At 74.0% G+C, this 24343-nt stretch carries 21 protein-coding genes and 1 CRISPR repeat array; of the genes, 12 read left to right on the top strand and 9 right to left on the bottom strand.

What is annotated here, in order from left to right; genetic code table 11:
• The first annotated feature begins 154 nt into the window (after window positions 1-154).
• From GA0070558_RS02725 to serS, 5 genes are all read left to right on the top strand, one after another.
• Window positions 155-646, top strand: coding sequence for a hypothetical protein (locus GA0070558_RS02725; RefSeq protein ID WP_256091722.1), 492 nt, complete (start codon window positions 155-157; stop codon window positions 644-646).
• A complete protein-coding gene (locus GA0070558_RS02720) occupies window positions 643-1818 on the top strand; it encodes an alcohol dehydrogenase catalytic domain-containing protein (RefSeq protein WP_091275213.1) in 1176 nt (391 codons plus the stop codon). Before GA0070558_RS02725 ends, GA0070558_RS02720 begins: the two co-directional genes overlap by 4 nt.
• Before the next feature lie 47 nt (window positions 1819-1865).
• The gene (locus GA0070558_RS02715; protein WP_091275207.1) at window positions 1866-3044 is read left to right on the top strand and encodes a saccharopine dehydrogenase family protein; all 1179 of its coding nucleotides are present in this window, start codon (window positions 1866-1868) and stop codon (window positions 3042-3044) included.
• 141 nt (window positions 3045-3185) lie between these two features.
• Window positions 3186-4349 (top strand): DNA polymerase III subunit beta family protein, encoded by a 1164-nt coding sequence (locus GA0070558_RS02710; RefSeq protein WP_256091740.1) that lies wholly within the window; start codon window positions 3186-3188, stop codon window positions 4347-4349.
• Between the two features lie 257 nt (window positions 4350-4606).
• Entirely contained in the window at window positions 4607-5893 is a 1287-nt protein-coding gene (gene serS, locus GA0070558_RS02705) for a serine--tRNA ligase (RefSeq protein ID WP_077938841.1), read from the top strand.
• On the opposite strand, the gene GA0070558_RS02700 is transcribed toward serS, so the two are convergent.
• The 4 genes from GA0070558_RS02700 to GA0070558_RS02685 form a co-directional block, all read right to left on the bottom strand.
• Window positions 5877-6830: a cytochrome c biogenesis CcdA family protein gene (locus GA0070558_RS02700; RefSeq protein ID WP_439709561.1), complete on the bottom strand. Its 954-nt coding sequence runs from the start codon at window positions 6828-6830 to the stop codon at window positions 5877-5879. The genes serS and GA0070558_RS02700 overlap by 17 nt on opposite strands.
• Before the next feature lie 61 nt (window positions 6831-6891).
• A complete protein-coding gene (locus GA0070558_RS02695; RefSeq protein ID WP_091275198.1) occupies window positions 6892-7560 on the bottom strand; it encodes a TlpA family protein disulfide reductase in 669 nt (222 codons plus the stop codon).
• Window positions 7561-7639: 79 nt separating this feature from the next.
• Complete coding sequence (locus tag GA0070558_RS02690; RefSeq protein WP_043966916.1) at window positions 7640-9106, bottom strand: NADH-quinone oxidoreductase subunit NuoF family protein; 1467 nt, start codon at window positions 9104-9106, stop codon at window positions 7640-7642.
• The gene (locus GA0070558_RS02685; protein WP_091275195.1) at window positions 9103-10956 is read right to left on the bottom strand and encodes a hypothetical protein; all 1854 of its coding nucleotides are present in this window, start codon (window positions 10954-10956) and stop codon (window positions 9103-9105) included. Before GA0070558_RS02685 ends, GA0070558_RS02690 begins: the two co-directional genes overlap by 4 nt.
• A gap of 302 nt (window positions 10957-11258) precedes the next feature.
• Here GA0070558_RS02685 and GA0070558_RS02680 point away from each other — a divergent pair, with 302 nt between their 5' ends.
• Together GA0070558_RS02680 and GA0070558_RS02675 are read left to right on the top strand one after the other, a co-directional pair.
• Window positions 11259-12707 carry an alpha-amylase gene (locus tag GA0070558_RS02680; protein ID WP_091275191.1) on the top strand — a complete coding sequence of 483 codons (1449 nt, stop codon included), beginning with the start codon at window positions 11259-11261 and terminating at the stop codon, window positions 12705-12707.
• Between the two features lie 95 nt (window positions 12708-12802).
• Window positions 12803-13708, top strand: a complete 906-nt coding sequence (locus GA0070558_RS02675) for a L,D-transpeptidase (RefSeq protein WP_091275187.1) — start codon at window positions 12803-12805, stop codon at window positions 13706-13708.
• A 33-nt stretch (window positions 13709-13741) separates the two neighbouring features.
• Here GA0070558_RS02675 and GA0070558_RS02670 read toward each other — a convergent pair whose 3' ends face one another.
• Both GA0070558_RS02670 and GA0070558_RS02665 read right to left on the bottom strand, forming a co-directional pair.
• Entirely contained in the window at window positions 13742-13996 is a 255-nt protein-coding gene (locus GA0070558_RS02670) for a hypothetical protein (RefSeq protein WP_091275184.1), read from the bottom strand.
• On the bottom strand, window positions 13993-14313 hold the full coding sequence (locus GA0070558_RS02665) for a DivIVA domain-containing protein (protein WP_091275180.1): 321 nt from the start codon (window positions 14311-14313) through the stop codon (window positions 13993-13995). Before GA0070558_RS02665 ends, GA0070558_RS02670 begins: the two co-directional genes overlap by 4 nt.
• Before the next feature lie 362 nt (window positions 14314-14675).
• On the opposite strand from GA0070558_RS02665, the gene GA0070558_RS02660 reads away from it, so the two are divergent.
• The 4 genes from GA0070558_RS02660 (at window position 14676) to GA0070558_RS02645 (ending at window position 18026) form a co-directional block, all read left to right on the top strand.
• Window positions 14676-15554 (top strand): helix-turn-helix domain-containing protein, encoded by an 879-nt coding sequence (locus GA0070558_RS02660; protein ID WP_176734083.1) that lies wholly within the window; start codon window positions 14676-14678, stop codon window positions 15552-15554.
• Window positions 15547-15747: a DUF397 domain-containing protein gene (locus GA0070558_RS02655; RefSeq protein WP_091275174.1), complete on the top strand. Its 201-nt coding sequence runs from the start codon at window positions 15547-15549 to the stop codon at window positions 15745-15747. The genes GA0070558_RS02660 and GA0070558_RS02655 overlap by 8 nt, the downstream gene beginning before the upstream one ends.
• Window positions 15748-15919: 172 nt before the next feature.
• A CRISPR array of direct repeats spans window positions 15920-17228; the repeat unit is 28 nt; unit sequence CTGTTCCCCGCGCACGCGGGGGTGATCC.
• 124 nt (window positions 17229-17352) lie between these two features.
• Window positions 17353-17610 (top strand): type II toxin-antitoxin system VapB family antitoxin, encoded by a 258-nt coding sequence (locus GA0070558_RS02650; protein WP_256091739.1) that lies wholly within the window; start codon window positions 17353-17355, stop codon window positions 17608-17610.
• Window positions 17607-18026 carry a PIN domain nuclease gene (locus GA0070558_RS02645; protein ID WP_091275167.1) on the top strand — a complete coding sequence of 140 codons (420 nt, stop codon included), beginning with the start codon at window positions 17607-17609 and terminating at the stop codon, window positions 18024-18026. The genes GA0070558_RS02650 and GA0070558_RS02645 overlap by 4 nt, the downstream gene beginning before the upstream one ends.
• A 653-nt stretch (window positions 18027-18679) precedes the next feature.
• On the opposite strand, the gene GA0070558_RS02640 is transcribed toward GA0070558_RS02645, so the two are convergent.
• Window positions 18680-20749 carry a prolyl oligopeptidase family serine peptidase gene (locus tag GA0070558_RS02640; RefSeq protein WP_256091721.1) on the bottom strand — a complete coding sequence of 690 codons (2070 nt, stop codon included), beginning with the start codon at window positions 20747-20749 and terminating at the stop codon, window positions 18680-18682.
• A gap of 111 nt (window positions 20750-20860) precedes the next feature.
• On the opposite strand from GA0070558_RS02640, the gene GA0070558_RS02635 reads away from it, so the two are divergent.
• A complete protein-coding gene (locus GA0070558_RS02635; RefSeq protein ID WP_091275161.1) occupies window positions 20861-22003 on the top strand; it encodes a site-2 protease family protein in 1143 nt (380 codons plus the stop codon).
• A gap of 9 nt (window positions 22004-22012) precedes the next feature.
• On the opposite strand, the gene GA0070558_RS02630 is transcribed toward GA0070558_RS02635, so the two are convergent.
• Both GA0070558_RS02630 and GA0070558_RS02625 read right to left on the bottom strand, forming a co-directional pair.
• Complete coding sequence (locus GA0070558_RS02630; protein WP_256091720.1) at window positions 22013-22936, bottom strand: alpha/beta hydrolase family protein; 924 nt, start codon at window positions 22934-22936, stop codon at window positions 22013-22015.
• 86 nt (window positions 22937-23022) lie between these two features.
• The gene (locus GA0070558_RS02625; protein WP_091275600.1) at window positions 23023-24288 is read right to left on the bottom strand and encodes a D-arabinono-1,4-lactone oxidase; all 1266 of its coding nucleotides are present in this window, start codon (window positions 24286-24288) and stop codon (window positions 23023-23025) included.
• Between the last annotated feature and the right edge of the window lie 55 nt (window positions 24289-24343).

The raw sequence follows: 24343 nt of genomic DNA, 5'->3' as shown, positions 1-24343 counted from the left end.
CGGCGGGCGGTTACCCGGCCCCGGCCGGTTCACCCCTTCGGGGGGATCCCGGTTCACCCGGCCGCCGCCGACGCTGGGGGCACCGGCCGTCGGGCCCGCCGACGGCTGCACGGCGACGAGAGGCCGCACCGGCGACGAGAGGCGGGTGGGACGGATGGGACGGGGCAGGCGGGGCGGTCGGGCGCTGGCCCGTACCGCCGGGGTGGTGGCCGGCGCGGTCGCCGGGGTGACGGTGGCGCGGGTGCTGCGCGGACCCTTCCGGGGTGGCCGCCCGCGCCCGGCCGGCCCGCGCGACGGCTGGCAGGTGGTCACGATCGACCGGCCGCCGGAGCGGGTGCTGCCCGGCGGCCGGTGGCCGGAGCCGCTGCGCCGGCTCGACGGCGCGGTGGAGGTGGCGCAGGGGCCCGCGCCCGGCGGACGCGGCACCGAGCTGGCGGCCCGGCCCGTGCGGGGCGTGCCGGTGACCGGGATGGCCGCCCACCTCGTCGGCGGCGGCGACCCCGCGCCGCTGGTCCGCGAGGCGCTGCGCCAGGCCAAGCAGCTCGCCGAGACCGGTGAGCTGCTGCGCGCGGACCGCTCCCCGCTGGAGGGCCCCCGACCGAGCGGCCCGGTGGGGCCCGGCGACGGCCCGGTGGTGCCCGGATGAGGGCGCTGTGCTGGCTCGGCGCGGACGGCCTCGCGGTGCGGCAGGTGCCCGACCCCGAGCTGCGCAACTCCGCCGACGCGATCGTCCGGGTGCGGCGCAGCGCCACCTGCGGGGCGGACCTGCCGCTGCTCGCCGGGCGGGCCCCGGCGCTGTCCGTCGGCGACGTGCTCGGGCACGAGTTCCTCGGCGACGTGGTGGAGGTCGGCCCCGGGGTCCGGCGGCACCGCGTCGGCGACCGGGTGGTGGTCTGCGCCGCCGTGGCCTGCGGCAACTGCTGGTACTGCCGGCAGGGCCTCTACGCCTGCTGCGACAACGGCAGCACCGGGCCGGCGGCGGCCGAGGTGGCCTGGGGGCAGCCCACCGGCGGCTGCTACGGCCATCCCCGGTCGGCCGGGGGCTTCGCCGGCAGCCACGCCGAGTACGTCCGGGTGCCGTACGCCGACGTCGGGGCGTTCGCGGTGCCGGAGCCGGTCGACGACGACCGGGCGGTCTTCGCCTCGGACGCGGTGCCGGCCGGCTGGCTCGCCGCCGAGCTGGGCGAGGTGTCCCCGGGCGACGTGGTGGCGGTCTGGGGCGCGGGCGCGGTGGGCCAGATGGCCGCGCAGGCGGCCCTGCTGCGCGGCGCGGACCGGGTGGTGGTGATCGACCGCTACCCGCAGCGGCTGGGCCTGGCGCAGCGGCACGTCGGCGCGGAGACCCTCGACTACCTCAGCGTCGACGTCCCGGCCGAGCTGCGGGAACGCAGCGGCGGGCGGGGCCCCGACGTGTGCGTGGAGGCCGTCGGCATGGCGTGGGACGACACCGAGCCCCGGTCGCTGGCCGAGCGGTTCGCCGCCGCCGCGCTGCCCGGCGCCGCCCCCGACCGGCCCATCGCGGTACGCGAGGCGGTGCACGCCTGCCGCAAGGGCGGCACGGTGGTGGTGCTCGGCACGTTCACCGGGTTCGTCGACACGTTCCCGCTGGGCGCGGTGATGCAGAAGGGGCTGACCGTGCGCGCCGCCCGGCAGCACGGGCAACGCTGGATCCCGATGCTGCTGGACCGGATGGCGCGCGGCGAGATCCACACGGGGCACCTGGCCACCCACCACCTGCCCCTGGAGCAGGGCGCGCTTGGCTACGACCTGTTCCGCACCCGCGCCGACGGCTGCCTGCGGACGGTCTTCACGCCCTGAGCGCCCATCGTGGTGCCGGTGCCGCCCGGCGGTGGCAGACTCGCGGGATGCGTGAGGATCGGGCGTACGACGTCGTGCTGTTCGGGGCGACCGGGTTCACCGGCGGGCTCACCGCCGAGTACCTCGCCCGGCACGCGCCGCCGGGGCTGCGCTGGGCGCTGGCCGGGCGCAACCCGGCCAAGCTGGCGGCCGTCCGCGGGCGGCTGGCCGGCATCGACCCGGCCCTGGCCGGGCTGCCGCTGCTCACCGCCGACGTCACCGACCCGGAGTCGCTGCGCCGGGTCGCCGGGGACGCCCGCGTCGTCGCCAGCACCGTCGGGCCGTACGTGCACCACGGGGAGCCGCTGGTCGCCGCGTGCGCGCGGGAGGGCACCGACTACCTCGACATCACCGGCGAGCCGGAGTTCGTCGACACCATGTACGTGCGGCACCACGCCGAGGCCGTACGCACCGGGGCCCGCCTCGTGCACGCCTGCGGCTTCGACTCGATCCCGCACGACCTGGGCGTCTGGTACACGGTCACGCAACTGCCGGCCGACGGGCCGGTCACCGTGGACGGGTTCGTCCGGGCGGGCGGCCGGTTCTCCGCCGGCACGTACCATTCGGCGCTCACCGCATTGTCCCGGGCCGCCGAGGCGGGCCGGGCGGCGAAGGCGCGGCGGGCCGTCGAGCCGCGCCCGCCGGGCCGCCGGGTCCGGGCGGTGCCGGGCAGGGTCGGCCGGTCGGCGGAGCTGGGCGGGTGGGCGGTGCCGCTGCCGACCATCGACCCGCAGGTGGTCCGCCGGTCGGCGGCGGCCCGGCCGGAGTACGGGCCGGACTTCCGCTACCGGCACTTCGCCGCCGTGCGGCGGCTGCCCACGATCGTCCTCGGCGCGGTCGGGCTCGCCGGGCTGACCGGGCTGGTGAAGGTGCCGCCGGCCCGACGCTGGCTGCTCGGCCGGCTCGCCTCCGGGCAGGGGCCCAGCGCCGAGCAGCGGGCGAAGTCGTGGTTCCGGGTGCGCTTCGTCGGCTCCGGCGGCGACCGGCGGGTGGTGACCGAGGTGGCCGGCGGCGACCCCGGCTACGACGAGACGGCGAAGATGCTCGCCGAGTCCGCCCTCTGCCTGGCCCTCGACGACGACCTGCCGCCCGTCGCGGGCCAGGTGACCCCGGTGACCGCGATGGGCGACGCGCTGCTGCGCCGCCTGACCGCCGCCGGCCTCACCTTCCGCACGCTGCAGGTGTAAGGAAGGGCCCCCTGTTAACGCTTTCGGTATAGGAAGGGTCCCCTGCAAACATCGCCGCCCGGCGGGCAACATGGGCGGCGTGGGCGGCGGCTTGACCCTCGACCTGGTGGAGGGCACAGGATCCTCGGCGTGGAGAGCGAACTGCGCAGCATCGGCGAGCTGGCCCGCGCCAGCGGCCTGACCGTCAGCGCCCTGCGGTTCTACGACCGCTCCGGGGTGCTGGTGCCCGCGCTGGTCGACCCGGTCACCGGCTACCGCTGGTACGCCGACGACCAGGTCCTGCCGGCCCGGCTGGTCGCCGGGCTGCGCCGGGTCGGGATGCCGCTGGCGGAGATCGCCGCCGCCGTGCGGCACCGGGCCGAACCGGCCGTGGTGGGCCGGCTGCTCGACGCGCACCTGCGCCGGCTGGAGAACGGCCTCACCGACGCCCGCCGCGAGCTCTCCCGGGTCCGAGCCCTGATCGACCACGAGGAGCACCCCATGACCACCCGTCTCGTCCTGTCCCCCGCCGACCTCGCCGCCGCGATCGACGCGGTCCGCTTCGCGGTCGGCACCGACCCGGAGCTGCCGGTGCTCTCCGGCGTCCTGTTCGACGTGGCCGCCGACGGCGTACGCCTGGTGGCCACCGACCGGCACCGGATGGCGGTGGCCCGGGTCCCCGGCGCGGTCGACGGTCCCGCCCGGCGGCTGCTCGCCCCGGTGGCCCTCGTCGATGCCGTCCGCGAGCTGCTGGGCGGCGGCACCGGCGACGGGCGCGGGCTGCCGGGCGGCACCGGCGACGTGGGCGTGGCGCCGGGCGGTACCGGCGACGGTGTCCGCGAGCTGTCGGGCGTCGACGGCGGGGCCGACGCCCACCTGCGCCTGGACGGGGCCGGCCTCACCGTCACCGTCGCCGGCCGGGAGGTCGGCGGGGCCGCCCTGCCCGACGAGTTCCCCGACTACCAGCGGCTGCTGGGCACGCGCGTGCCGGCGTACCGGATCACGGTGGACGTGCCGGCGCTGCGCGCGCAGGTCGCCGGCCGCCCGCCGGCGCGGGTCCTGCGGCACGAGGGCGTCGACGTGCCGGTGACCGTGCTGGGCCTGGACGACGCGGGCGGCCTGCGGGTCCTCGACGACGCCGCGCTGGCCGACGCCGCGCCGGACGCGGTGCGGCTCGGCGTCAACGGGCGGTACCTGCTCGACGCCCTCGACGCGGGCGATCGGGGGCAGCTCCTGCTGGAGCTGGACGGGCCAATCGCCCCGCTGGCGGTGCGCCGCCCGGACGACGCGGACGCGTACTCCATCCTGATGCCGATCCGGCTCTGAGCCCGCGCCGCGCCGCGGTGCCGGCGCGCCGCCCGGTGCCGCGCCGCCCGGTGCCGCGCCGGTGCCGGCGCGCGATGTCGGCGACGTCGCGGCTTCCCGCCCCAGGGAACCCCGCGATGTCGCCGACATGGCGCGACCGCATCGCGGCGCGACGGTCCCGGCCGGTGGGCTCACGGCCGGGGCCGGGCGGGGGAGGCGGCGACGGTAGCATCGGTGGGTTCCCACCTGAGATTCCCGGACGGAGGCGTACGGAGCGCATGCTCGACATGGAGTTGATCCGGAAGGATCGCGAGGCGGTGGCGACCGCGCTGGCGAAGCGACTGGATCCCGCCGAGGTCAACCGGGCGCTGGACGAGATCCAGCGGCTCGACCAGGAGCGCCGCGCCCTCATCACGGAGATCGACGCCGAGCGGCAGCGCCGCAAGGCCGAGGCGCGGGCGTACGCGGCGGCGAAGCGGGCCGGCACCGCGCCGGAGAGCGTCGCCCCGGAGGCCGAGCGCAAGCAGCTCGCCGAGCTGGAGTCCCAGCTCGACGAGGTGCAGTCCCGGCTGCGTGAGCGGATGAGCGAGCTGCCGAACCTGCCCGCCGACGACGTCGTCCCCGGCGGCAAGGAGGCCAACCGGGTCGTGCGGACGTTCGGCGAGCCGCCGGCGATCGAGAAGGTCCGGGACCACGTCGAGCTGAGCCGCCTGCTGGGCCTGGTCGACCACGAGCGGGGCGTCAAGCTCGGCGGCTCCGGCTTCTGGATGTACACGGGGCTGGGGGCCCGGCTGGAGTGGGCGCTGCTCAACTGGTTGATCGACCAGAACATCGCGGCCGGCTACGACTTCCTGCTCCCGCCGCACCTGCTGCTGGACACCGCCGGCTTCGCCGCCGGCCAGTTCCCCAAGTTCTACGACGACGTCTACCACCTCGACCGGGAGTCCGCCCCGCGCGGGCAGTTCCTGCTGCCCACGGCGGAGACGGCGATCCTGGGGGCCTACCAGGACGAGATCCTGGACACCGCGACCCTGCCGCTGAAGCGGTTCGCGTACACCCCGTGCTACCGGCGGGAGGCGGCCGGTTCGCACTCCGACGAGCGCGGCACCGTGCGGGGCCACCAGTTCAACAAGGTGGAGATCTTCCAGTTCACGCTGCCCGAGCAGGCCGCCGCCGCGCTGGAGCAGATGGTCGCCCACGTGGAGGGCCTGGTCGCCCGGCTCGGCCTGCACCACCAGACCAGCCTGCTGTCGGCCGGCGACGCCAGCGCCTCGATGAAGAAGACCCTCGACATCGAGGTGTGGATGCCGAGCACCGGCAAGTACAAGGAGGTGTCGTCGGTGTCCTGGGCCGGCGACTACCAGGCCCGCCGGGCCGCGATCCGGTACCGCGAGGCGGGCGGCAAGCAGACCCGCTTCGTGCACACGTTGAACGGCTCGGCGCTGGCCACTAGCCGGCTCTTCCCGGCGATCCTGGAGCAGTTCCAGCAGGCCGACGGCTCGGTGCTGGTGCCGGAGGTGCTCCGCGACCGGGTCGGCACGGACCGGCTCACTCCGGGTCGCTGACCGTCACGCTGTCGGCGGGGGTCGGGGTAACCCGGCCCCCGCCGCTTTCGTTACGACCCCGTGCCCTGCCGGAGGTGTTAAGAAGGGGCCCCTGCTCTACCGAATGCGTTAACAGGGGGCCCTTCCTTACCCCGAGCGCAGCGAGGGCGGCGAGGGCGACCGCCAGCAGGGCCGGGCCGGCCGCGTCCAGGGCACCGACGAGGGCCTGCTGGACGCGGGCCGCGGCGACCACCACCGGGTCGCCGAACGCGTCGTGCCGGCCCTCGGCGAGCCGCACCTCGTACCAGCCGTACCAGGCGACGTAGCCGCCGGCGGCCAGCAGCACCAGGCCGCTGAGCCGGGGCACCCACCGGCCGGCCCCGCGCAGCCGGGCCACCACCCGGTCGCGCAGCAGCGCCACGCCGAGGGCGGCCACGGCCACCACGAGACCCATCCCGAGGGCGTACGCGACGAACAGCGCCAGTCCGCGCGGCGTCGAGCCGGCCTGGAGGCTGGTCGCCACGATCGCCAGGAACGGGGCGATGGAGCAGGTCAGCGACGCCAGCGCGTACGCCGCGCCGAACAGCACCATCGACGGCAGCGTGCGGGTCAGCCGGGGCGCGCGGGCCAGCGGGCGCGGGGTGGGCAGCCGCCGCCCGGCGAGCAGCCAGCAGCCGAGCAGCACCAGGCCCACGCCGAGGGTGACGGTGAGCCAGGGCAGCCGGGGGCGCAGCCAGCCGGCCAGCGGCGCGAAGGCCAGCCCGAACGCGCCGAAGACGAGCACGTATCCGCAGGTGAGGCCGGCGGCGGCGGTGAGCGCCCGGCCGAGTGCGGCGCGTCCGTCGCCGGGCCCGGCCACCAGGATCGACAGGTACGCGGGCAGCATCGCGAACCCGCACGGGTTGACCGCGCCGAGCATCCCGGCGGTCAGCGCCAGCAGCAGCGGGGCGTCCATCAGGCGGCCGAGGCGGTCAGCAGCGGGGCGGCCAGGCCGACCGGCGGCAGGAGCGGGGCGGCCATCAGCCGGCCTGGGTGGCCAGGGCGGCGACCCGGCGGGTGAGGTCCTCCCCGTCGAGGAAGCCCTGGTGGATCACCTTCCCGTCGCGGTCGATGATCAGAAACGTGCTCTGCTCGACGACCTCGAAGCGCCGCCACAGCTTCCCGGCCGCGTCGTCGAGCTGGAGGGTGCCGCCCAGCTCGAACTCGGTCACGAAGTCCCGCATCGCCGTGCGCTGCCCGAGGCCGGCGACGCCGACGATCGGCACCCGGTCGCGGTACTGCGGGGCGATCTCGGCGACCGTCCACGCCTGGCTGGCGCAGGTGGCGCACCAGGGGGCCCAGAACCACAGCACCACCGGCCTGCCGGCCAGGTCGGCGGCGGCGAACGGCTTCCCGTCGAGGGTGGTGCCGGTGAACCGGAGGCTGTCCGGCACCCGGGCCGGGGCGGCCGGCGTCGGCGGCGCGCCGGTGGGCGTACCGGTCGGGGTCGCCGTGGGGTCACCGGTGCCGGTGGGCGCGGCGGTGGCCGCGTCGACCGGCGGCCCCGGGGGGTCGACGGCGCAGGACGCCGCGCCCAGCAGGGCGGCGGCCAGGGCGGCGACCAGGGTGGCTGTCCCGGCCCGCCGTCGGCGGGGCGACCGTCCACCCGGGCCGGTCCGGCGGCGCGACGGCCGGCGGAACAATCGCATCCGCGTCTCCCTTCGGTAGCGGGCCGCGCGGGGCGGGGCACCACGGCGGCGCTCCGGCGTCCGACGGTCCCGGGGTGCGCTACTCGGCCTTGACCAGCCGCAGCGCGAGCTCGGGGCACACCTTGACGGCCTTCATGGCGCCCTCCCGCAGCCAGGTCGGCACGGGGGTGGTGGGGAAGGCGGGGTAGCCGTTGCCGTCCAGCCGGATGAAGTCGGGCACGACGTGGGCGCAGAGCCCGTGGCCGTCGCAGCGGGACCAGTCCAGGGTCAGCTTCCTCGGGTCGGCGTCGGGGGCACCGGGCAGGCCCATGACGCCCTTGGTGCGCTTGCCACACCCCTCGCCCGTGGTGTGCAGCTTCAGGTCGTCGGCGAAGACCTCCATGGCGGAGAGGGCGAACCGGGCGGTGCCGTCGGGGTGGCTGCACGCGCCGCGGCCCTTCACGTCGCCGGCCGCGGCGCGGACGATCTCGACCGGGGCGCTGCCGGAGACGGCCAGGTCGACGGCGCGGGCCAGGTCGGGCAGGCCCATCTTGCAGGGGCCGCACTGCCCGGCGGACTCGCCGGCCAGGTAGCGGACCACCTGGGCGGCCTCGCCGAGGGGGCAGGTGTCGCGGGCCAGCGGCACGATGATGCCCGCGCCGAGGGTGCCGCCGACGGCGGTGAGGCCCTTGCGGGACACCTCGGCCCGCTGCGCGGCCTCGGCGGTGATCCACTTGCCGTGGTACCCGCCCATGAGGATGCCCGGCCCGTCGGGCACCTCGCACAGTTCGAGGATGTCGCGCAGGGGGGTGCCGGCGGCGCACTCGACGACGGCGGGCCGCTTGGCCGCGCCGGTCACCGTGAGCAGGACCGTGCCGGGTTCGTCGTCGGTGCCCAGGGCCGCGTACTCGTACGGGCCGAGCCGGGCGGCGACGGCGAGCTGCGCGTACGTCTCGGCGTTGGACAGCAGGGTGGGCAGGCCGCCGACGCCGGAGTCGCTGGAGCGCTTCTTGGTGCCCGGCGGGATGTGCGGCAGCCCGTTGATGCCGTTGACCAGCGCGCCGCCCTCGCCGGAGATGAACCGGTGCGGCACGGTCACGATGCTGGTGGGCACCGGCATCCGGCGTTCCTGGAGCGCCTCGGTCAGCGACGGCCGACCCACGTCGTCGTCGGCGACGCCGATGACGATCTCGTCGGCGTCCAGCGCGTACGCGACCAGGGCCGCGCCGTCGAGGATCAGGTGCGGGGCCCGGGTGAGCAGCACCTTGTCCTTCCAGCTGGCCGGCTCGCCCTCGGTGGCGTTGACCACGACCATGGCGGAGGCGTCCTGCCGCTCGCAGGACTCCAGCACGGCGCGCAGCTTGCGGGCGAACGGGAAGCCCGCACCGCCCTTGCCCTTGAGCTGGATGGCCTCGGCCAGCCGGAGCAGGTTGGCCGGTTCCATCGGCCCGATGGGGCCGTGCACCTCCTCGTGGGCCATCAGGTCGAGGCGGCCGAACTCGGCGAAGCCGGCGGTGAGCCGGGGCTCGCCGACGCACGCCACGGGGGGCACCGTCGTGCGCATCACTTCGCCTCACCCCGCAGCCCGGCCCAGTACGCGCCGTCGATCGCGTCGGCGTTGGCCCGGTCGCGGTCGCGGTCGCGGTCCCGGTCGCGGTCCCGCTTGCGTCGGCCGGGCTTGCCGTCCCCGGCGGCCCGCAGCGCCCGCCGCGAGGCCAGGTCGACCAGGGTCGGGGTGTCGTCCATGGGCGGCAGGTCCTCGGCGACGAACCGGGCCGGGGGCCGCCAGTAGTCGGGCTCCTCCGGGACCTCGTCGTCGACGCTGTGCCGGCCGGACCCGCTGCGCGGGGCCGCGGAGATCGGTTCGGCGGAGACGGGCGTCGAGGACTCCCAGCGGCGCGGGCTGTCCCAGGGCTCCTCGGGCTCGTCGGCGCGCTGGGGCGGCGAGGAGTAGCGGGCGACGAGGTCCTCGTCGTCGCGGCGGGACCGGCGGCCCGGCGACACGGGGGCGACATCCTCGTCGCGCCGGGAGCGGCGGGGGCTGGAGACCGGGGCGACGTCCTCGTCGTAGCGGGCCCGGCGGCCCCCCGAGACGGGGGCGACGTCCTCGTCGTAGCGGGCCCGGCGACCGCCGGAGACCGGGGCCACGTCCTCGTCGTAGCGGGCGCGGCGGCCCCCCGACACGGGGGCCACGTCCTCGTCGCGCCGGGAGCGCCGGGGGCTGGAGACCGGGGCGACGTCCTCCTCGGAGCGGGAGCGGCGGGGGGCGGAGACGGGTGCGTCCGCGTCGCGCCGCCGCCGGCTCGACCGTTCCTCGGCGGAGTCCGCGCCGCGCCGGGTGGCGGGCTCGGCGGTACGCCGGGCGGCCGACGTCAGCTCGCGCTCGCCGCGGCGGGCCGGGGCGTCCAGTTCCCCGTCGCGGCGACGGGTGGCCCGTACCGGCTCGCGCAGGGTGCCCGGCTCGGGCACCACCGGCACGGTGAACCGCTCGGGGTCGCGTCGCCCGCGGGCGGTGCCGGTCGGCATCGCCCAGGAGCCGGTGGTGGCGGTGGTCTCCGCCCAGCCGCCGGCGGCACGGGTACGCCCGGTGCGGCTCTCCCGCTTCTCCTCGGCGTCGTCGCGCTTGCGGCCGATCTTGCCGAGCAGCATCGTGGTCGTCTTGCCGTCGTCGGTGGACTTGCCGGCCATCGCCTTGTTCAGGGCGGCGGCCTGGTGCTGCTCGCGGCTGCGCTTGCCGAGGTGCACCGAGAGCCGGACCATCAGCGCCAGCACCACGAGCACCACGCAGGCGAAGTAGCTCAGGGTCACCCAGGACGCCGCCGGCCGGCCCGCGTTCAGGCCGTGGAACAGGGCGAACGGCCAGGACAGGTACGCCATCGAGTGCAGCCCCCGCCAGAACCACTTGGGGCCGACGCCGACGAACCGGGCCCGGATGATGCCGGTCCACAGCACGCTGACCATGAGGAACGACGCCACCGTGCCGAGCCCGACGTAGAGCCCCCGCCCCCCGATGAACGGCACGAGGGCGTCGGTCGGCCCGGCCCGGCCGATGGCGATCTTGGTGATGACGTGGAACACCAGCCCGGCGACGCCGAGGATGCCGGTGGCCCGGTGCGCCGACTGCAACAGCACCCGGTGCGGGATGCGCAGCACGAGCCGGTCGGTGGCGAGCAGGCCCATCATCACGGTGAGGCTGAGCGACACCAGGGCGACGACGCCGGCGAAGAACTCGGTGAAGAAGAAGCCGTACGCGTACATCGCCGTGCCGGCGCCGGCCAGCTCGACGCCGGCCCAGACGATCGCGAGCGCCGACCCGGCCATCAGTGCGATGGAGGTCTTGGACCTGGTCCGCACCCCGCGGCTGCTGCTCGTGGTACGGACGGTCGTGGCCTTGGTGTTCTGCTGTGCCCGAGCCATCTGCTCCTCGATCGTGTAGCGGCGGCGCCCCCACCGGCCGACCCTGCTCCCCCATCGAGTACGGAGCACCGGGTTCAACGGATCAGCCGGGTCGTGAATTTTCCCGGGCTTTTTCCGTGGCACCGTCGAACCGTTCCGGCGTGGGCTGCGTGTAGGGCTTCCCGCGCAGCGACGCCCGTCCATCCGTTGACACCCGCCGCAACGCGCTTGTAACCTTTCCGAAAATTTCAACACTGACTGCAAGATGCCGGCAAGCAGCAGTTCAGACCGCCCCCTCCCCCGACCCCCGTCAGGAGTCCCCGATGCATCGACGTCGATGCCGCTCGGCGGTCCTCGCCCTGGGCGTGATCGCCGGCCTGCTCGCACCGACCGCCGTGGCGGCACCCCCGGCCGCCGCCGCCCCGGCCGGCACGAAGAAGGTCATCGCCAACCTGTTCGAGTGGAACTGGCCGTCGGTGGCCAGCGAGTGCACGAACGTGCTCGGCCCGAAGGGCTACGGCTACGTGCAGGTCTCCCCGCCCCAGGAGCACGTCCGGGGCAACCAGTGGTGGCTGGCGTACCAGCCGGTCAGCTACCGCATCGAGTCCCGCAAGGGCACCCGGGCGCAGTTCCAGGCCATGGTGAACACCTGCCACGCCGCCGGCGTGAAGGTGATCGTCGACGCCGTCGTCAACCACATGTCCGGCCAGGACGCCGGCGGCACCGGCTGGGCGGGCTCCTCCTACGGCCACTACGACTACCCCGGGATCTACCAGACCCAGGACTTCCACCACTGCGGGCGCAACGGCGGCGACGACATCGCCAACTACAACGACCGGTACGAGGTGCAGAACTGCGAGCTGGTCAACCTGTCGGACCTCGCCACCGAGTCCGACTACGTCCGGTCGAAGATCGCCGGGTACCTCAACGACCTGCTCTCCCTCGGCGTCGACGGGTTCCGGCTCGACGCCAGCAAGCACATGCCGGCCGCCGACATCGCCGCCATCAAGGGCAGGCTGTCCCGCTCGGCGTACCTCGTGCAGGAGGTCATCTACGGCGCGGGCGAGCCGATCCAGCCGACCGAGTACACCGGCAACGGCGACGTGCACGAGTTCCGCTACGGCAAGGACCTCGCCCGGGTGTTCCGCAGCGAGAAGCTCGCGTACCTGAAGAACTTCGGCGAGGGGTGGGGCCACCTGCCCAGCGGCTCGGCGGCGGTCTTCGTCGACAACCACGACACCCAGCGCGACGTCGGCGGGGTGCTCACCTACCGCGACGGCGGCATCTACGCGCTGGCCAACGCCTTCATGCTGGCCTGGCCGTACGGCTCCCCCACGGTCATGTCCAGCTACACCTTCAGCAACCGGGACGCCGGCCCGCCCTCCGACGCCAACAACAAGACCCTGAACACCACCTGCTACTCGGGCTGGGAGTGCGAGCACCGCTGGCGGGTCGTCGCCAACATGGTCGGCTTCGCCAACGCCACCCAGGGCGCGGGCGTCGCCAACTGGTACGACAACGGCAACAACCACATCGCGTTCAGCCGCGCCGGCAAGGGCTACCTCACGATGAACGACGAGGACGGGGCGGTCACGGGGCGCTCGTACCACACGGGGCTGCCCGCCGGCCGGTACTGCGACGTGATCCACGGCGACTTCACGGGCGGCACGTGCAGCGGCCCGGTGATCACGGTGGACGCGAACGGCTGGTTCACGGCGAACGTCCCGGCCCACGACGCGATAGCCATCCACACCGCCGCCAAGCTGAGCTGAGGTGCAAGGAAGGGCCCCTTCTTAACGCTTTCTGTATAGGAGGGGCCCCCTGCAATCACCCCCGCCACCGGCCACCCACCGCCTACAGTGCTTTTGTGCTGTTTGACCGGATTGTGTCGCGGTGGGGGCTGGGCTGGCTGGCCGCCGCGCTCGGCGTACCCCTGTTGTTGGCGACCGGGCTGGTCACGGCCCGGGCGCTCACCCCGGAGCCGGCGCGGGTCGCCCCGCCGCCCGCCGCCCCCACCGCGCCCGCCACGGAGGCAACGCCCACCGGCGAGCCGGTGCCCGCCGCCGCGCCCGCGCCGGCCACCCTGCCGGTCGTCACCTACGACCCGGCGCCCGCCGGCTTCCCCGCCGACCCGCGCCCGTCCGATGCCACCCCGCTCACGGAGGGGCTGACGCCGACCCGCAAGGTCGCCGCCTACGACGCGCCCGGCGGCCGGCCGCTGGCCTTCCTCGCCCCCACCATCAACGGCGTCGAGGTGACCGTGCCGATCGTCGAGCGCCGCACCGGCTGGACGGCCGTCCTGCTGCCCTCGGCCACCCGGCGGATCGCCTGGCTGCCACCCGACGGCGACTGGGCCACCGTGCCGCTGCGCGACCAGATCGTGGTGGAGCGCCGGCCGCACCGGCTCACCTGGTACCGCGACGGGCACGCCCAACGATCGTGGCAGGTCAGCCTCGGCATGCGCGACCAGGAGACCCCGCTGGGCCGCACCTTCGTCCTCGGCCGCACGCCCCCACCCGAGCCCGTGTACGGCGGCGTCGACGTCTTCGCCCTCGGCGCGATCCCCGACGACCCGGACGCCATTCCACCGGGCCTGGCCGGCGCGCACATCGGCCTGCACGCCTGGGAGGACGACGACACCCTCGGCGAGGACGTCACCAACGGCTGCATCCGGCTGACCCGCAGCGGCCAGCGCCAGCTGCTCGACGAGGTGCGGCCGGGCAGCGTCGTGCTCGTCGTGGACGCCCTGCCCAACCCGCCCGCCACCGCGTGACACCGGCCCCGGCCGCCGGGAGACACCGCACGCTCACCGCCGCCCCGGCCGGCGGGAACACGCGCCGTCGTGGTCCGGCCGCAGCAGGCACCGCCGGCCACCGTCCATGATCCGGTCGCAGAAGACCCAGTGTCGTACGTTCTGGTCGTCCTCCCGCGACACGGTCGCGCCCCCGGGCTCGGTCTGCGGCAACACGTGCGTCCAGTGCGCCACCACCCGGGCCAGCCGCTGGGCCGAGAGCAGGTCGTTGGCGACCACCGGCAGGTGGATGACGAACCGCTCGCTCACCGGCCCCGCCCCCGCTCGTTGCGGGCGGGCGACGCCTCGGAGCGCAACCGGCACAGCGCAACCTTGACCTCGCTGGCCTCCCGACGGCTCTGCGCGAGCGCCTCGTGCGCGGCGGCCATCTCGACGGCGACCCGCTCCAGGAACTCCCGCACCTCCTGCGGGTCGAGGCCACGCCGACCGAACCGGGCCGACCGGAACCGCCGCTCACGCACCTGCCAGGGCAGCAGCCGGCGACCCACCGCCGGCTGACGCCCGGCCGCGCCGTGGACCGGCGGCCGGCGACGCGGCCGGCCCCGGCGGAACAGGAAGACGCGCATGACAGACCTGCCTCTCGTCGAGATTGACCTGTGGAGGGACGGGTCCGCCGGCCCGCACCGCACCGGCGGACCCGCCCGGCACCTGCCACCGCAGCCTTCGATCAGCGAGTACGACAGCAGGGCACCCATGGCCACTGAGCAGCAGAAACTCCACAGTGCCCGCAGAGGCAGTGAAGCACTGCGTCTGCTCAATTGCAATGTCTCAACGGAGCAGTCGGAGATGTGGATTCTCTATAGCTCAGCACTCGCTGTAACGTGTCTATTGCTAAAGGAGCAGGAGGCGGGTTCAATTGGACGCTCGGGTGTCGACGGATCGCGAGCAGCGGAGGCGAAGAGTGTCACAGGCGGTGACCGCATCGACCATGTTGCGGCGGCAGATCGGGCGCAAGTTCGAGTCGCTCCGCAAGGCGGCAGGGCTGACGATGGAGCAGGCCGCCGAGCGCCTGGACCGGGCACGCGCGACGCTGCACCGGATCGAGAACGGCGCGGAGCACGTCCGCTTCCGGCAGGCTGACGTGCAACAGATGCTCGACCTCTACGGCGCGTCCGCCGAGGACAGCGAGCTGCTTCTCGCGATGACAGCGGCCACCCGGGAGAACAAGAACTGGTGGCACGACTACATCGGCTCCGGCCTGCCGAGATGGTTCCAGCTCTACATCGGACTGGAGGCCGGGGCTTCGCACATCCGGCAGTACGAGGCTGAGCTGGTCCCCGGGCTGCTCCAGACTCCCGCCTACGCGGAGCAGGTCTTCCGGATGCCCGGTGGCGCGATCGACGCGGAGGCCACTGAGGAGCAGCGGCGGGCCATCCAGCTCAGGACCGAGCGCCAGACCCTCCTCACCCGGTTCTCCCCGCCGCAACTGAGCGTGATAATCAACGAGGCCGTGTTACGCCGCCCGGTCGGCAACGCAACGATCATGGCCGAACAACTCCATCAGATCCTGAAGGCCACCCAGCTACCCAACGTGACCGTGCAGGTGCTTACTTTTTCTGCCGGATTGCATGCCGGGGCAATGTCCGGAGCTTTCTCGATCTTGGAGTTTCCACGGGACGAGCATGGCAAGGAGGTGGAACCACCGGTGGCCTACCTGGAAGCCGCAACCGGAGCGATCTATCTCGACAAGCCGCACGAGACAGCCGCCTACAACACCATCTGGGCCGACATGGCCAGCCGCGCCCTCAACGAGTCCCGATCCCAGAGCCTGATCCAGCAAGCCGCAGAGGAGTACTCCCGTGCCTGACCTGACCGGTGCCGTCTGGCGCAAGTCGACCCGAAGCAACAACGGCGGCAACTGCGTCGAGGTCGCCGACAACCTCCCGGGCGTCGTCGGGCTACGCGACAGCAAGGACGTGGCCGGGCCAGTGCTGACCTTCACCCCGTCGTCCTGGGCCACCTTCATCGAGGACGTCAAGGCCCAGCCACCTGGCCGCTGAAACTGGCAGGAGGCTGCGCCACGGTTCCTCTCCTGCCCACCGAAAACGCCGGTCAACTCGTAGGCTGTTCACCACCTAGCCTGGACGCCCAGCCACCACTCAGGATGTGATCTTGACCAGCAAAGTGAATGAAATCCGCAGAGTTGATCTATAGCGCCCCAGGTCAGGAAGTCTGTTCCCCGCGCACGCGGGGGTGATCCCGGCTCGCCGCCGGCCTGAAGAACGGCCTTCAGCTGTTCCCCGCGCACGCGGGGGTGATCCCGCTCCCGCCGTCGGCGTCGACCCCACCGAAGACTGTTCCCCGCGCACGCGGGGGTGATCCCCGCTCATCCCAGCCTGAGGAGGCAACCCATGACTGTTCCCCGCGCACGCGGGGGTGATCCCCCGTCAACAGCCGACGCGATGGTGCTGGACCCCTGTTCCCCGCGCACGCGGGGGTGATCCCGCCATGCCGGTGATGCCGGTGGTGAGGCCGTGCTGTTCCCCGCGCACGCGGGGGTGATCCCCAGGTCGTCTGCGTGGCGACCCAGATGATCGCCTGTTCCCCGCGCACGCGGGGGTGATCCCTTCTGCGCCCGGGCGAGAGCCTCACCGTCACCCTGTTCCCCGCGCACGCGGGGGTGATCCCCGACCAACGCGCGCCGCCTGCTGGCCGCTGAGCTGTTCCCCGCGCACGCGGGGGTGATCCCTGGGCCGCGTACGGCCTGTTCCGGGGCCCGTGCTGTTCCCCGCGCACGCGGGGGTGATCCGGACTGGGGCGGGTGGCGGGTCTGGAAGGTTGACTGTTCCCCGCGCACGCGGGGGTGATCCCCCGGCCAACACGGAGGGCTGATCGATGCCGAACTGTTCCCCGCGCACGCGGGGGTGATCCCATGATGGCCTTGGCGTCGCGGCGATTCTCCAGCTGTTCCCCGCGCACGCGGGGGTGATCCCACCGGCTCCGAAGGCCGGGCCACCCGCTCTGGCTGTTCCCCGCGCACGCGGGGGTGATCCCGAAGCAGTCCTCGGTGCGGACCATCCAGCGCTCTGTTCCCCGCGCACGCGGGGGTGATCCGCTGAAGGACGGCGACGACCGGCCCCTGTGGGTCTGTTCCCCGCGCACGCGGGGGTGATCCCAGCGGGAGCTGCTCGAGGTGACACTCCATGTACTGTTCCCCGCGCACGCGGGGGTGATCCGTGGTCGATCGCGGCCCGGGAGTCCGGGCAGGCCTGTTCCCCGCGCACGCGGGGGTGATCCCGCGTTGTTGATGGACAGGGAGGTGTGCTCGTCCTGTTCCCCGCGCACGCGGGGGTGATCCCGGAAGGGTGTTGACCGCCTCTCGGAGCTGGGACTGTTCCCCGCGCACGCGGGGGTGATCCTCGACGCACGATACCGAGAAGGAAAAGCCCCACCTGTTCCCCGCGCACGCGGGGGTGATCCCGCGAAGAACCCGATGATCGCCGGGGTCACCCCCTGTTCCCCGCGCACGCGGGGGTGACCCGCTCAACCCGGCGATCGTCCCGGAGGCTCGTTGTGCTGGCAGCCGGGCGATGCACACTGCGGTCGAACCTAAAGAATCGTTCTTGATCTAGTTTTCTCGTGATACCCACCAGCGCTTGATATACATGCCAGAGGAAGTTGATATCATCCGGAGGACCTACGAGAGAGGCAGGCCAGTGTCCCGAACCATTCTCGACGTCGATGACGAACTACTCAGCGAGGCGGCGAAGATCTTCGGCACCACCACCAAGAAGGCCACCGTCAACGCAGCCCTGAGGGCGGCGGTCGACCGGGAGAAGCGTCGGGAGTTCGCCGACTGGCTCAAGAGCGGCGGCCTTCCCGACCTGACAGAGCCAATCGCTGACGAGCGGGACGCCGCGTGAGCCGTGAGATCTACCTGCTCGACAAGTCGGCGTTGGCCCGCTGGCCGAAACCGGTCGTCGCGCCGGTCCTCGACGAACTGTCCGACCGTGGACTACTGGCGGTCTGCGGCGCGATAGAGATAGAAGTGATTCAGAGCGCCCGAACGTCCAAGGAGGCCCAGCGCGCCCGCTGGCTACTCGAGGGCTTCCACTGGCTCGCGATGCCGGACGAGATCTGGGACCGGGCCATCCACGTCCAGGTCCAGGCGTTGCACAAGGGTCACCACCGCGCACTATCCATGGCCGACCTGCTGATCGCCGCCACAGCAGAGCGCCACGGTGCCACCGTGCTGCACTACGACGGCGACTACGACATGATCACTGCGATTACCGGGCAGCCCACCACTTGGGTCGTCCCAGCCGGCACCGCTGACTGACCACCTCAGCGGTGATCCTCGCGGTCATCGCCCGCAGGGTGCCGAGTCGGCGCCCCCGCAACTCTCCCGCCAGCACAGATCTTGGACGGTTAACGTCATCGACAAACATTAGTTGTCCAAGATTTCGCTGCACGGTTCTGGCACCACCTCGGAGTCGGCCCCGCTCGCGTTGCCCCCAAACCGATCCAGCTCAGGCTGAGTGGAGTGAGCGCGGGGAGGAGGCGAGAGTCGACCCGTTCACGAGGTGCCAATCCGTTGCCGGCCGGAGCACCTCCGGCATAGCGAGGCATTCCCCAGGACACGCGACAACAGGGCAACGGCAACCGGCACGCGACAACCAGTCATGATCGTCTGCTGATTATGGAGACGGGCGGCGGCGTGTCGTCTCCATGAATGACAAACGATCATCGTCGAACCGGCCGCGCTCCCGCCAAGGAGACGCCGGCCGGCGCGACGGGCATCCCCCCTCCCTCCCCGCCCGCGCCGATCATGCAGTTGGGGCTCAGGCGAAAGGGGTGAAGCACCCTCCTGCGGGGCCCTAAGTGCAAGATCGGCGCGGGCGGGGCAGGATGAAGCATCGAGCGACTTCGGCACACGCAGCGCCGCCTCGGGTGACGGAGCCGCGCCCCGGGTAAGGCGCAGCCGCGAGGGCGCTACACCTGCTGCGCATTACCGCCCAGATGCCGCCAGAGGAACTCCAGGGTCAGGGCCCACACGAACGCCCGTTGCGCGTTGTTCGCCGCCGCGCCGTGCCCGCCCTCCACGTTCTCGTAGTACGCCACCTCGTGCCCGCGTTCGCGCAGCCGGGCGGCCATCTTGCGGGCGTGCCCGGGGTGCACCCGGTCGTCGCGGGTGGAGGTGACCAGCAGCGTCGGCGGGTACGCCCGGTCTTCGTCGACGTTGTGGTACGGCGAGTACTCGCGCAGGTAGGCCCAGTCGGCGGGGTCGTCCGGGTCGCCGTACTCGGCCATCCAGGACGCCCCGGCGAGCAGCTTGTGGTAGCGGCGCATGTCCAGCAGCGGCACGTGCGCGACGACCGCGCCGAACAGCTCGGGATAGCGGGTCAGCATCACGCCCGCCAGCAGGCCGCCGTTGCTGCCGCCCTCCATGCCGAGGCGCGCGGGGGTGGTGATGCCCCGGGCCACCAGGTCGGCGGCGACGGCCGCGAAGTCCTCGTACGCCCTCGGCCGGTTCTCCCGCAGCGCGGCCCGGTGCCACGCGGGGCCGTATTCGCCGCCGCCCCGGATGTTCGCCACCACGTAGCTGCCGCCCCGGGCCAGCCAGCCCCGGCCGACGATGCCGCTGTAGTGCGGCAGCTCGGGGACCTCGAAGCCGCCGTACCCGGTGAGCAGGGTCGGCCCGCCCGCCGCGTCGGGGTCGCCCACCAGGAAGTACGGCACCCGGGTCCCGTCGGCGGAGGTGGCGAAGTGCTGGCGTTCGGTCAGGCGGGCGGCGTCGAAGAACGCCGGTGCCCGCTTGAGCGTCTCGACGGGGCCGCCGACCTGCCCGAGCCGCAGCGTCGCCGGCTGCCGGAACCCCTCGGAGGCCAGCAGGTACGCGTCGCCGACGTCCGGGTCGGTGTCCACGAGCCGGGTGTGCTCGAACTCCGGCACGCCGGCGAGCGGCTCCCGCCGCCAGTGCCCCGCCGAGCCGGGAGCGCCGGGGACGCCGGGGGTGAGCACCTCCAGTCTGCTGCGCACGTCGGCGAGGGTGGCCAGGATCAGGTGGCCGCGGGTCCACGCGTGGTAGCTCAGCGCGGTGCGCTCGTCCGGCGTGAACAGCGTCGTCAGCTCCCGCGCACCGGCGAGGAACCCGTCGAACGGGGCCGCCAGCAGCGCGCCCGCGGGATGGGTCACCCCGTCGACCGTCCACGGCGAGCGCAGGCCGATGACCAGCCACTCCCGGTGCGCGTCCCAGTGGGCGTCGGACGGCACGTCGATGCGTACCTGCTCGCCGGCCGGCGTCAGCAGGTACGACTCCGAGCGGAAGAAGTCGAGGCGGCGGCCCACGAAGGTGCGCTCGAAGCCGGGCGTGTGGTCGTGCGAGGCGTACGCGGAGACGTCGTCGGCCTGGCCGGCGAAGACGACCTCGGCGGACGGCAGTGGCGTGCCCCGTCGCCACCGGCGGACCGTGCGGGGGTAGCCGGAGGTGGTGAGCGAGCCGGGCCCGAAGTCGGTGGCGACGAGGATGTGGTCGGCGTCGACCCAGGTGACGTCGCTCTTGGCCTCGTCGAGGGTGAAGCCGTCGGCGACGAAGGCCCGGCGGACCAGGTCGAACTCGCGCACGACGGTGGCGTCGGAGCCGCCCCGGGAGAGCCTGACCAGGCAGCGGTCGTGCCCGGGGCGCAGCACCGTCGCCCCCTGCCAGATCCAGTTTTCACCCTCCTGCGCGGCCAGCGCGTCGACGTCGAGCAGGACGTCCCAGTGCGGCTCGGGCCGGCGGTACTCGTCTCCGGTGGTGCGCCGCCAGATCCCCCGGGGGTGGGCCGCGTCGATCCAGAAGTTGTAGTAGAGGTGGTCGCCGCGCCAGGTCGGGTAGGGGACGCGGTCGTCGGCGTCGAGCACCTCGCGGATCTCGGCCCGCAGGACGGCGAACCGGGCGCCGCCGGTGAGGGCGGCCATGGTCTCGGCGTTGCGGTCGCGCACCCAGCCGGCGGCGTCCGGGCCGTCCAGGTCCTCCAGCCAGCGGTACGCGTCGTCATCCTCGTCGATCAGCCTCGTCACGTTTGCCACTATTCCCGGCCGGGTCAACCCCCCGGCGACGCCGCTGGTGACGCGGGTGCGGGGGACCATCGGCCCTGGCATGGGCCGCGTTTCGCGGGGTATGACGGGCAGATGAGGGCGAGTTTCCGGATCGGCCGGATCGCGGGCGTACCCGTCGGGGTCAACTGGAGCGTCCTGGTCATCTTCGGGCTGATCGCCTGGGGGCTGGCGGGCAGCCAGTTTCCCCGGTCGTACCCGGACCGGCCGACCTGGGCGTACGTGCTGGCGGGGCTGAGCGCGGCCGTGGTGTTCTTCCTCGGGCTGCTCGCCCACGAGGTGTCGCACGCCGTGGTCGCCAAGCGCAACGGGCTGGAGGTCTCCGGGATCACCCTGTGGCTGTTCGGCGGGGTGGCCGAGCTGCGCGGGGAGGCCCGCGACCCGGGGGCGGAGCTGCGCATCGCCGGCGTCGGGCCGCTCGTCAGCCTGATCATCGGCGTGTTCTTCGGCGGCGTCGCGGCGCTGCTCGCCCTGGCCGGGGTGCACGGGCTGCTGCTCGGCGCGCTGGCCTGGCTGGCCGGCATCAACATCCTGCTGGCGGTCTTCAACGTGTTGCCGGCCGCCCCGCTGGACGGGGGCCGGCTGCTGCGGGCCGCCGTGTGGAAGGCCACCGGCGACCGGACGCGGGCGTCGGTGGTGGCGGCCCGCGCGGGCTGGGTCCTCGGCGCGCTGCTGATCGCGCTGGGCCTGTGGCAGTTCCTGCGCGGGGCCGGGGTCGGCGGGCTGTGGCTGGCGCTGATCGGCTGGTTCCTGATCGGGGCGGCCGGGATGGAGGAGCGGCAGGCCCGGATGGGCAGCGCGCTGCGCGGGGTGCGGGTCGCCGACGTGATGACCCCGCAGCCGCAGACCGCGTCGGGCGACATGACCGTGGCCGACTTCGTCGACCACTACCTCTTCGCGTACCGGCACTCGGCGTTGCCGCTGACCGACGAGGGCCGGCCGGTCGGCCTGGTCACCCTCGACCGGGTACGCGGCATCCCGGCCGACCGCCGGCCGGCGACCACGCTGGCCGAGGTGGCCTGCCGGGCCGACCAGCTCGTGCTGGCCGACCCGGACGAGCAGCTCACCGACCTGCTGCCCCGGCTCAGCGAGTGCGCCGACGGCCGGGCGCTGGTGGTGGCCGGCGGGCGGCTGGTCGGCATCGTCTCGCCCAGCGACATCAGCCGGGCGGTGCAGCGCGGCAGCCTCCGCGACCAGCCGACGCGGGCAGGCGGCTGAACGGGCCGGTCAGGAGTGCGGGCAGGTGTCGCGGTACTCCTCGATCGCGCTGCCGCGCGGGGCGGGGCAGAGGAACTGCTCGTAGCGGGTGTCGTCATCGACGAACCGCTTGAGCCAGGAGATGCTGTACTTCGCGATGGTCACGTTCGGCGAGGTGGGCGCGGAGTGGCTGGCGGCGTTCAGCTCCAGGTACGCCTTGTCGAGGCTGGCCGGCAGGCTGGTGTAGAACGGCTCGGAGTGTGAGGTCACCGGGGCCACCGTGTCGTTCTCGGCGCCGACGACGAGGGTCGGCACGCGTACGCCGGACCAGTTCTTGGTGGTGTGCCAGCCGGTCAGCGGGATCGCCGCCTGCAGGGAGGGCCGGGTGTTCGCCGCCGCGAGGGTGCCCCCGCCGCCCATGGAGTAGCCCATGACGGCGAGCCGGTTGCGGTCGATGCGGCTGCGCACGGCGCTGGTGCCGACCAGGTAGTCCAGGGCCGCGAGGAGCTGGGTGCCCCGGCTCGCCGGCTGGTCGTACACCGAGAGGGTGTCGATGGTGGCCACGACGAAGCCCTGGGAGGCGAGGCGGGGGCCGAGCCAGGCCACGGCGGACTGGGTGTTGGTGAAGCCGGGTGCGATGGCGACCACGCCGAAGGTGCCCTCGGCGGTGCTCGTCGGATACCACACGGTCGCGCCGCCGAAGCCGGTCACGGCGGAGCGGGCGACGGTGAGCTGGGCGGTGGCGAACGGGCCGGTGGTCGCCTCGATGCTCGCCACCGTGGGGTCGGGGCCGCGCTCGTAGGGGTTGTCGGCGTGGGCGGGGGTCGAGCCGGCGACGGCCAGGGCGAGGGTCGTGGCCAGCGCGGCGACGACGCGCCACGGGCGACGGGGCGCTGCCGGCCGGGAGCGGCCGGGCACACGGGGGGCGGACAGCACGCCAGGATAAATCGACATGCATCATTTTTCCCCGCAGCGGCCGGGCCGGGCCAATCCCGTCGCGCTCCTGTCACGGGGTTATGCCCGGGCCCCGCCCCGCGCCGTCAACGGGGCAGGTAGCGGTCCAGCAGGTCGGTGCGGAACTTCCCCGCCGGGTCCAGCTCGCGCGCCAGCGCCGCGAAGTCGGCGAACCGGGGGTACGCGGCGGCGACCGCCGCCGGGTCGAGCGTGAACACCTTGCCCCAGTGCGGCCGGGGCACGAACGGGGCGAGCGCCCGTTCCACCTCCGCGAGCACGGGGGCCACCGCGTCGCCGTCGCCGATCCAGGTGAAGTGCACGGCGAGGCTGTCGCGCCCGTACTGCGGGCTCAGCCACAGCTCGTCGGCGGCGACCGTACGCAGCTCGCAGATCTGGAGCACGGCGGCGATCCGGTCCGCCAGCGGGTCCAGCGCGGCCAGCGCCCCGGCCGCCGCCGCCCGGGGCAGGTGGTATTCCGACTGGAGCTCGTCGCCGCTGCTCGGGGTGAAGCCGAGCCGGAAGTGCGGCAGCCGCTCGTGCCACGGCCCCGGCTCGCCGAGCTGGGCGGTGCAGTTCTGCGCCGGCATGCCCGGCACCGGGTGCACGGGCCCGGCCGCCGCCGTGGTGCCCAGCCAGTCGGCCGGCGGCGGCGGGGCGTCGGCGAGCTGCTTGCGCCACACCTGGCCGATCCGGCCGGCCGCGCCGCGCGGGTCGTCGGCCCCGCCGCGCCAGTCGGTGAAGAGGCTGACGCTGTACGCCGACGCGAACGCCTCGTCCAGCGCCGCCCTCGGCAGGCCGAGCCGGACGTACTGCCGCACCTCGAAGGCGGGCACCACGTCCAGGGTGAGCCGGGTGACCACGCCCAGCGCGCCGAGCGCCACCACCATCCCGGCGAACCGGTCGCCGTCGGCGTCCCGGCGTACGGTCAGCAGGTCCCCGTCGGCCGTGACCAGCTCCAGCGCCGAGACGGCGGTGGCCAGGTTGCCGATCCCGTCGCCCGAGCCGTGGGTGGCGGTGGCCACCGCGCCGGCCACCGAGATGTGCGGCAGCGACGCCATCGTCGGCAGGGCGAAACCGGCGGCGTGCAGCCGGGTGGCCAGGTCGCCGTAGCGCATGGCGGCGGCGACGGTGACCGTCGCCCGTTCCCGGTCGACCTCGACCGTCTGCGGCAGCCCGGCCAGCGAGACCAGGTCACCGGCGGTGTCGCCGAGCCGGTTGAACGAGTGGCCCGTGCCGACCGCCCGGATCCGGTCGCTGCCGGCGACGAGGCTGCGCAGCTCGTCCAGGCCGGTCGGGCGGTGCCGCCGCGCCGCCGCGTAGCGGACGTTGCCGGCCCAGTTGCGCTCCGGCACGCCGGTGCCCGGCCCGGTCCCGCCTGGCTTCCCGTCGGTCGCGTCCACGTGCCCT

It is taken from the genome of Micromonospora haikouensis, from assembly GCF_900091595.1.
GTDB lineage: Bacteria > Actinomycetota > Actinomycetes > Mycobacteriales > Micromonosporaceae > Micromonospora > Micromonospora haikouensis.
This window is presented reverse-complemented; position numbering and strand designations above follow the sequence as displayed.

What these genes read in the sequence shown, in the direction of transcription:
- GA0070558_RS02725 (WP_256091722.1), top strand. Translation starts at nt 155, where the DNA reads ATGGGACGGGGCAGGCGGGGCGGTCGGGCGCTGGCCCGTACCGCCGGG.
- GA0070558_RS02720 (WP_091275213.1), top strand. Translation starts at nt 643, where the DNA reads ATGAGGGCGCTGTGCTGGCTCGGCGCGGACGGCCTCGCGGTGCGGCAG.
- GA0070558_RS02715 (WP_091275207.1), top strand. Translation starts at nt 1,866, where the DNA reads ATGCGTGAGGATCGGGCGTACGACGTCGTGCTGTTCGGGGCGACCGGG.
- serS (WP_077938841.1), top strand. Translation starts at nt 4,607, where the DNA reads ATGCTCGACATGGAGTTGATCCGGAAGGATCGCGAGGCGGTGGCGACC.
- GA0070558_RS02695 (WP_091275198.1), bottom strand. Translation starts at nt 7,560, where the DNA reads ATGCGATTGTTCCGCCGGCCGTCGCGCCGCCGGACCGGCCCGGGTGGA.
- GA0070558_RS02685 (WP_091275195.1), bottom strand. Translation starts at nt 10,956, where the DNA reads ATGGCTCGGGCACAGCAGAACACCAAGGCCACGACCGTCCGTACCACG.
- GA0070558_RS02680 (WP_091275191.1), top strand. Translation starts at nt 11,259, where the DNA reads ATGCATCGACGTCGATGCCGCTCGGCGGTCCTCGCCCTGGGCGTGATC.
- GA0070558_RS02665 (WP_091275180.1), bottom strand. Translation starts at nt 14,313, where the DNA reads ATGCGCGTCTTCCTGTTCCGCCGGGGCCGGCCGCGTCGCCGGCCGCCG.
- GA0070558_RS02660 (WP_176734083.1), top strand. Translation starts at nt 14,676, where the DNA reads ATGTTGCGGCGGCAGATCGGGCGCAAGTTCGAGTCGCTCCGCAAGGCG.
- GA0070558_RS02650 (WP_256091739.1), top strand. Translation starts at nt 17,353, where the DNA reads ATGCCAGAGGAAGTTGATATCATCCGGAGGACCTACGAGAGAGGCAGG.
- GA0070558_RS02635 (WP_091275161.1), top strand. Translation starts at nt 20,861, where the DNA reads ATGAGGGCGAGTTTCCGGATCGGCCGGATCGCGGGCGTACCCGTCGGG.
- GA0070558_RS02630 (WP_256091720.1), bottom strand. Translation starts at nt 22,936, where the DNA reads ATGTCGATTTATCCTGGCGTGCTGTCCGCCCCCCGTGTGCCCGGCCGC.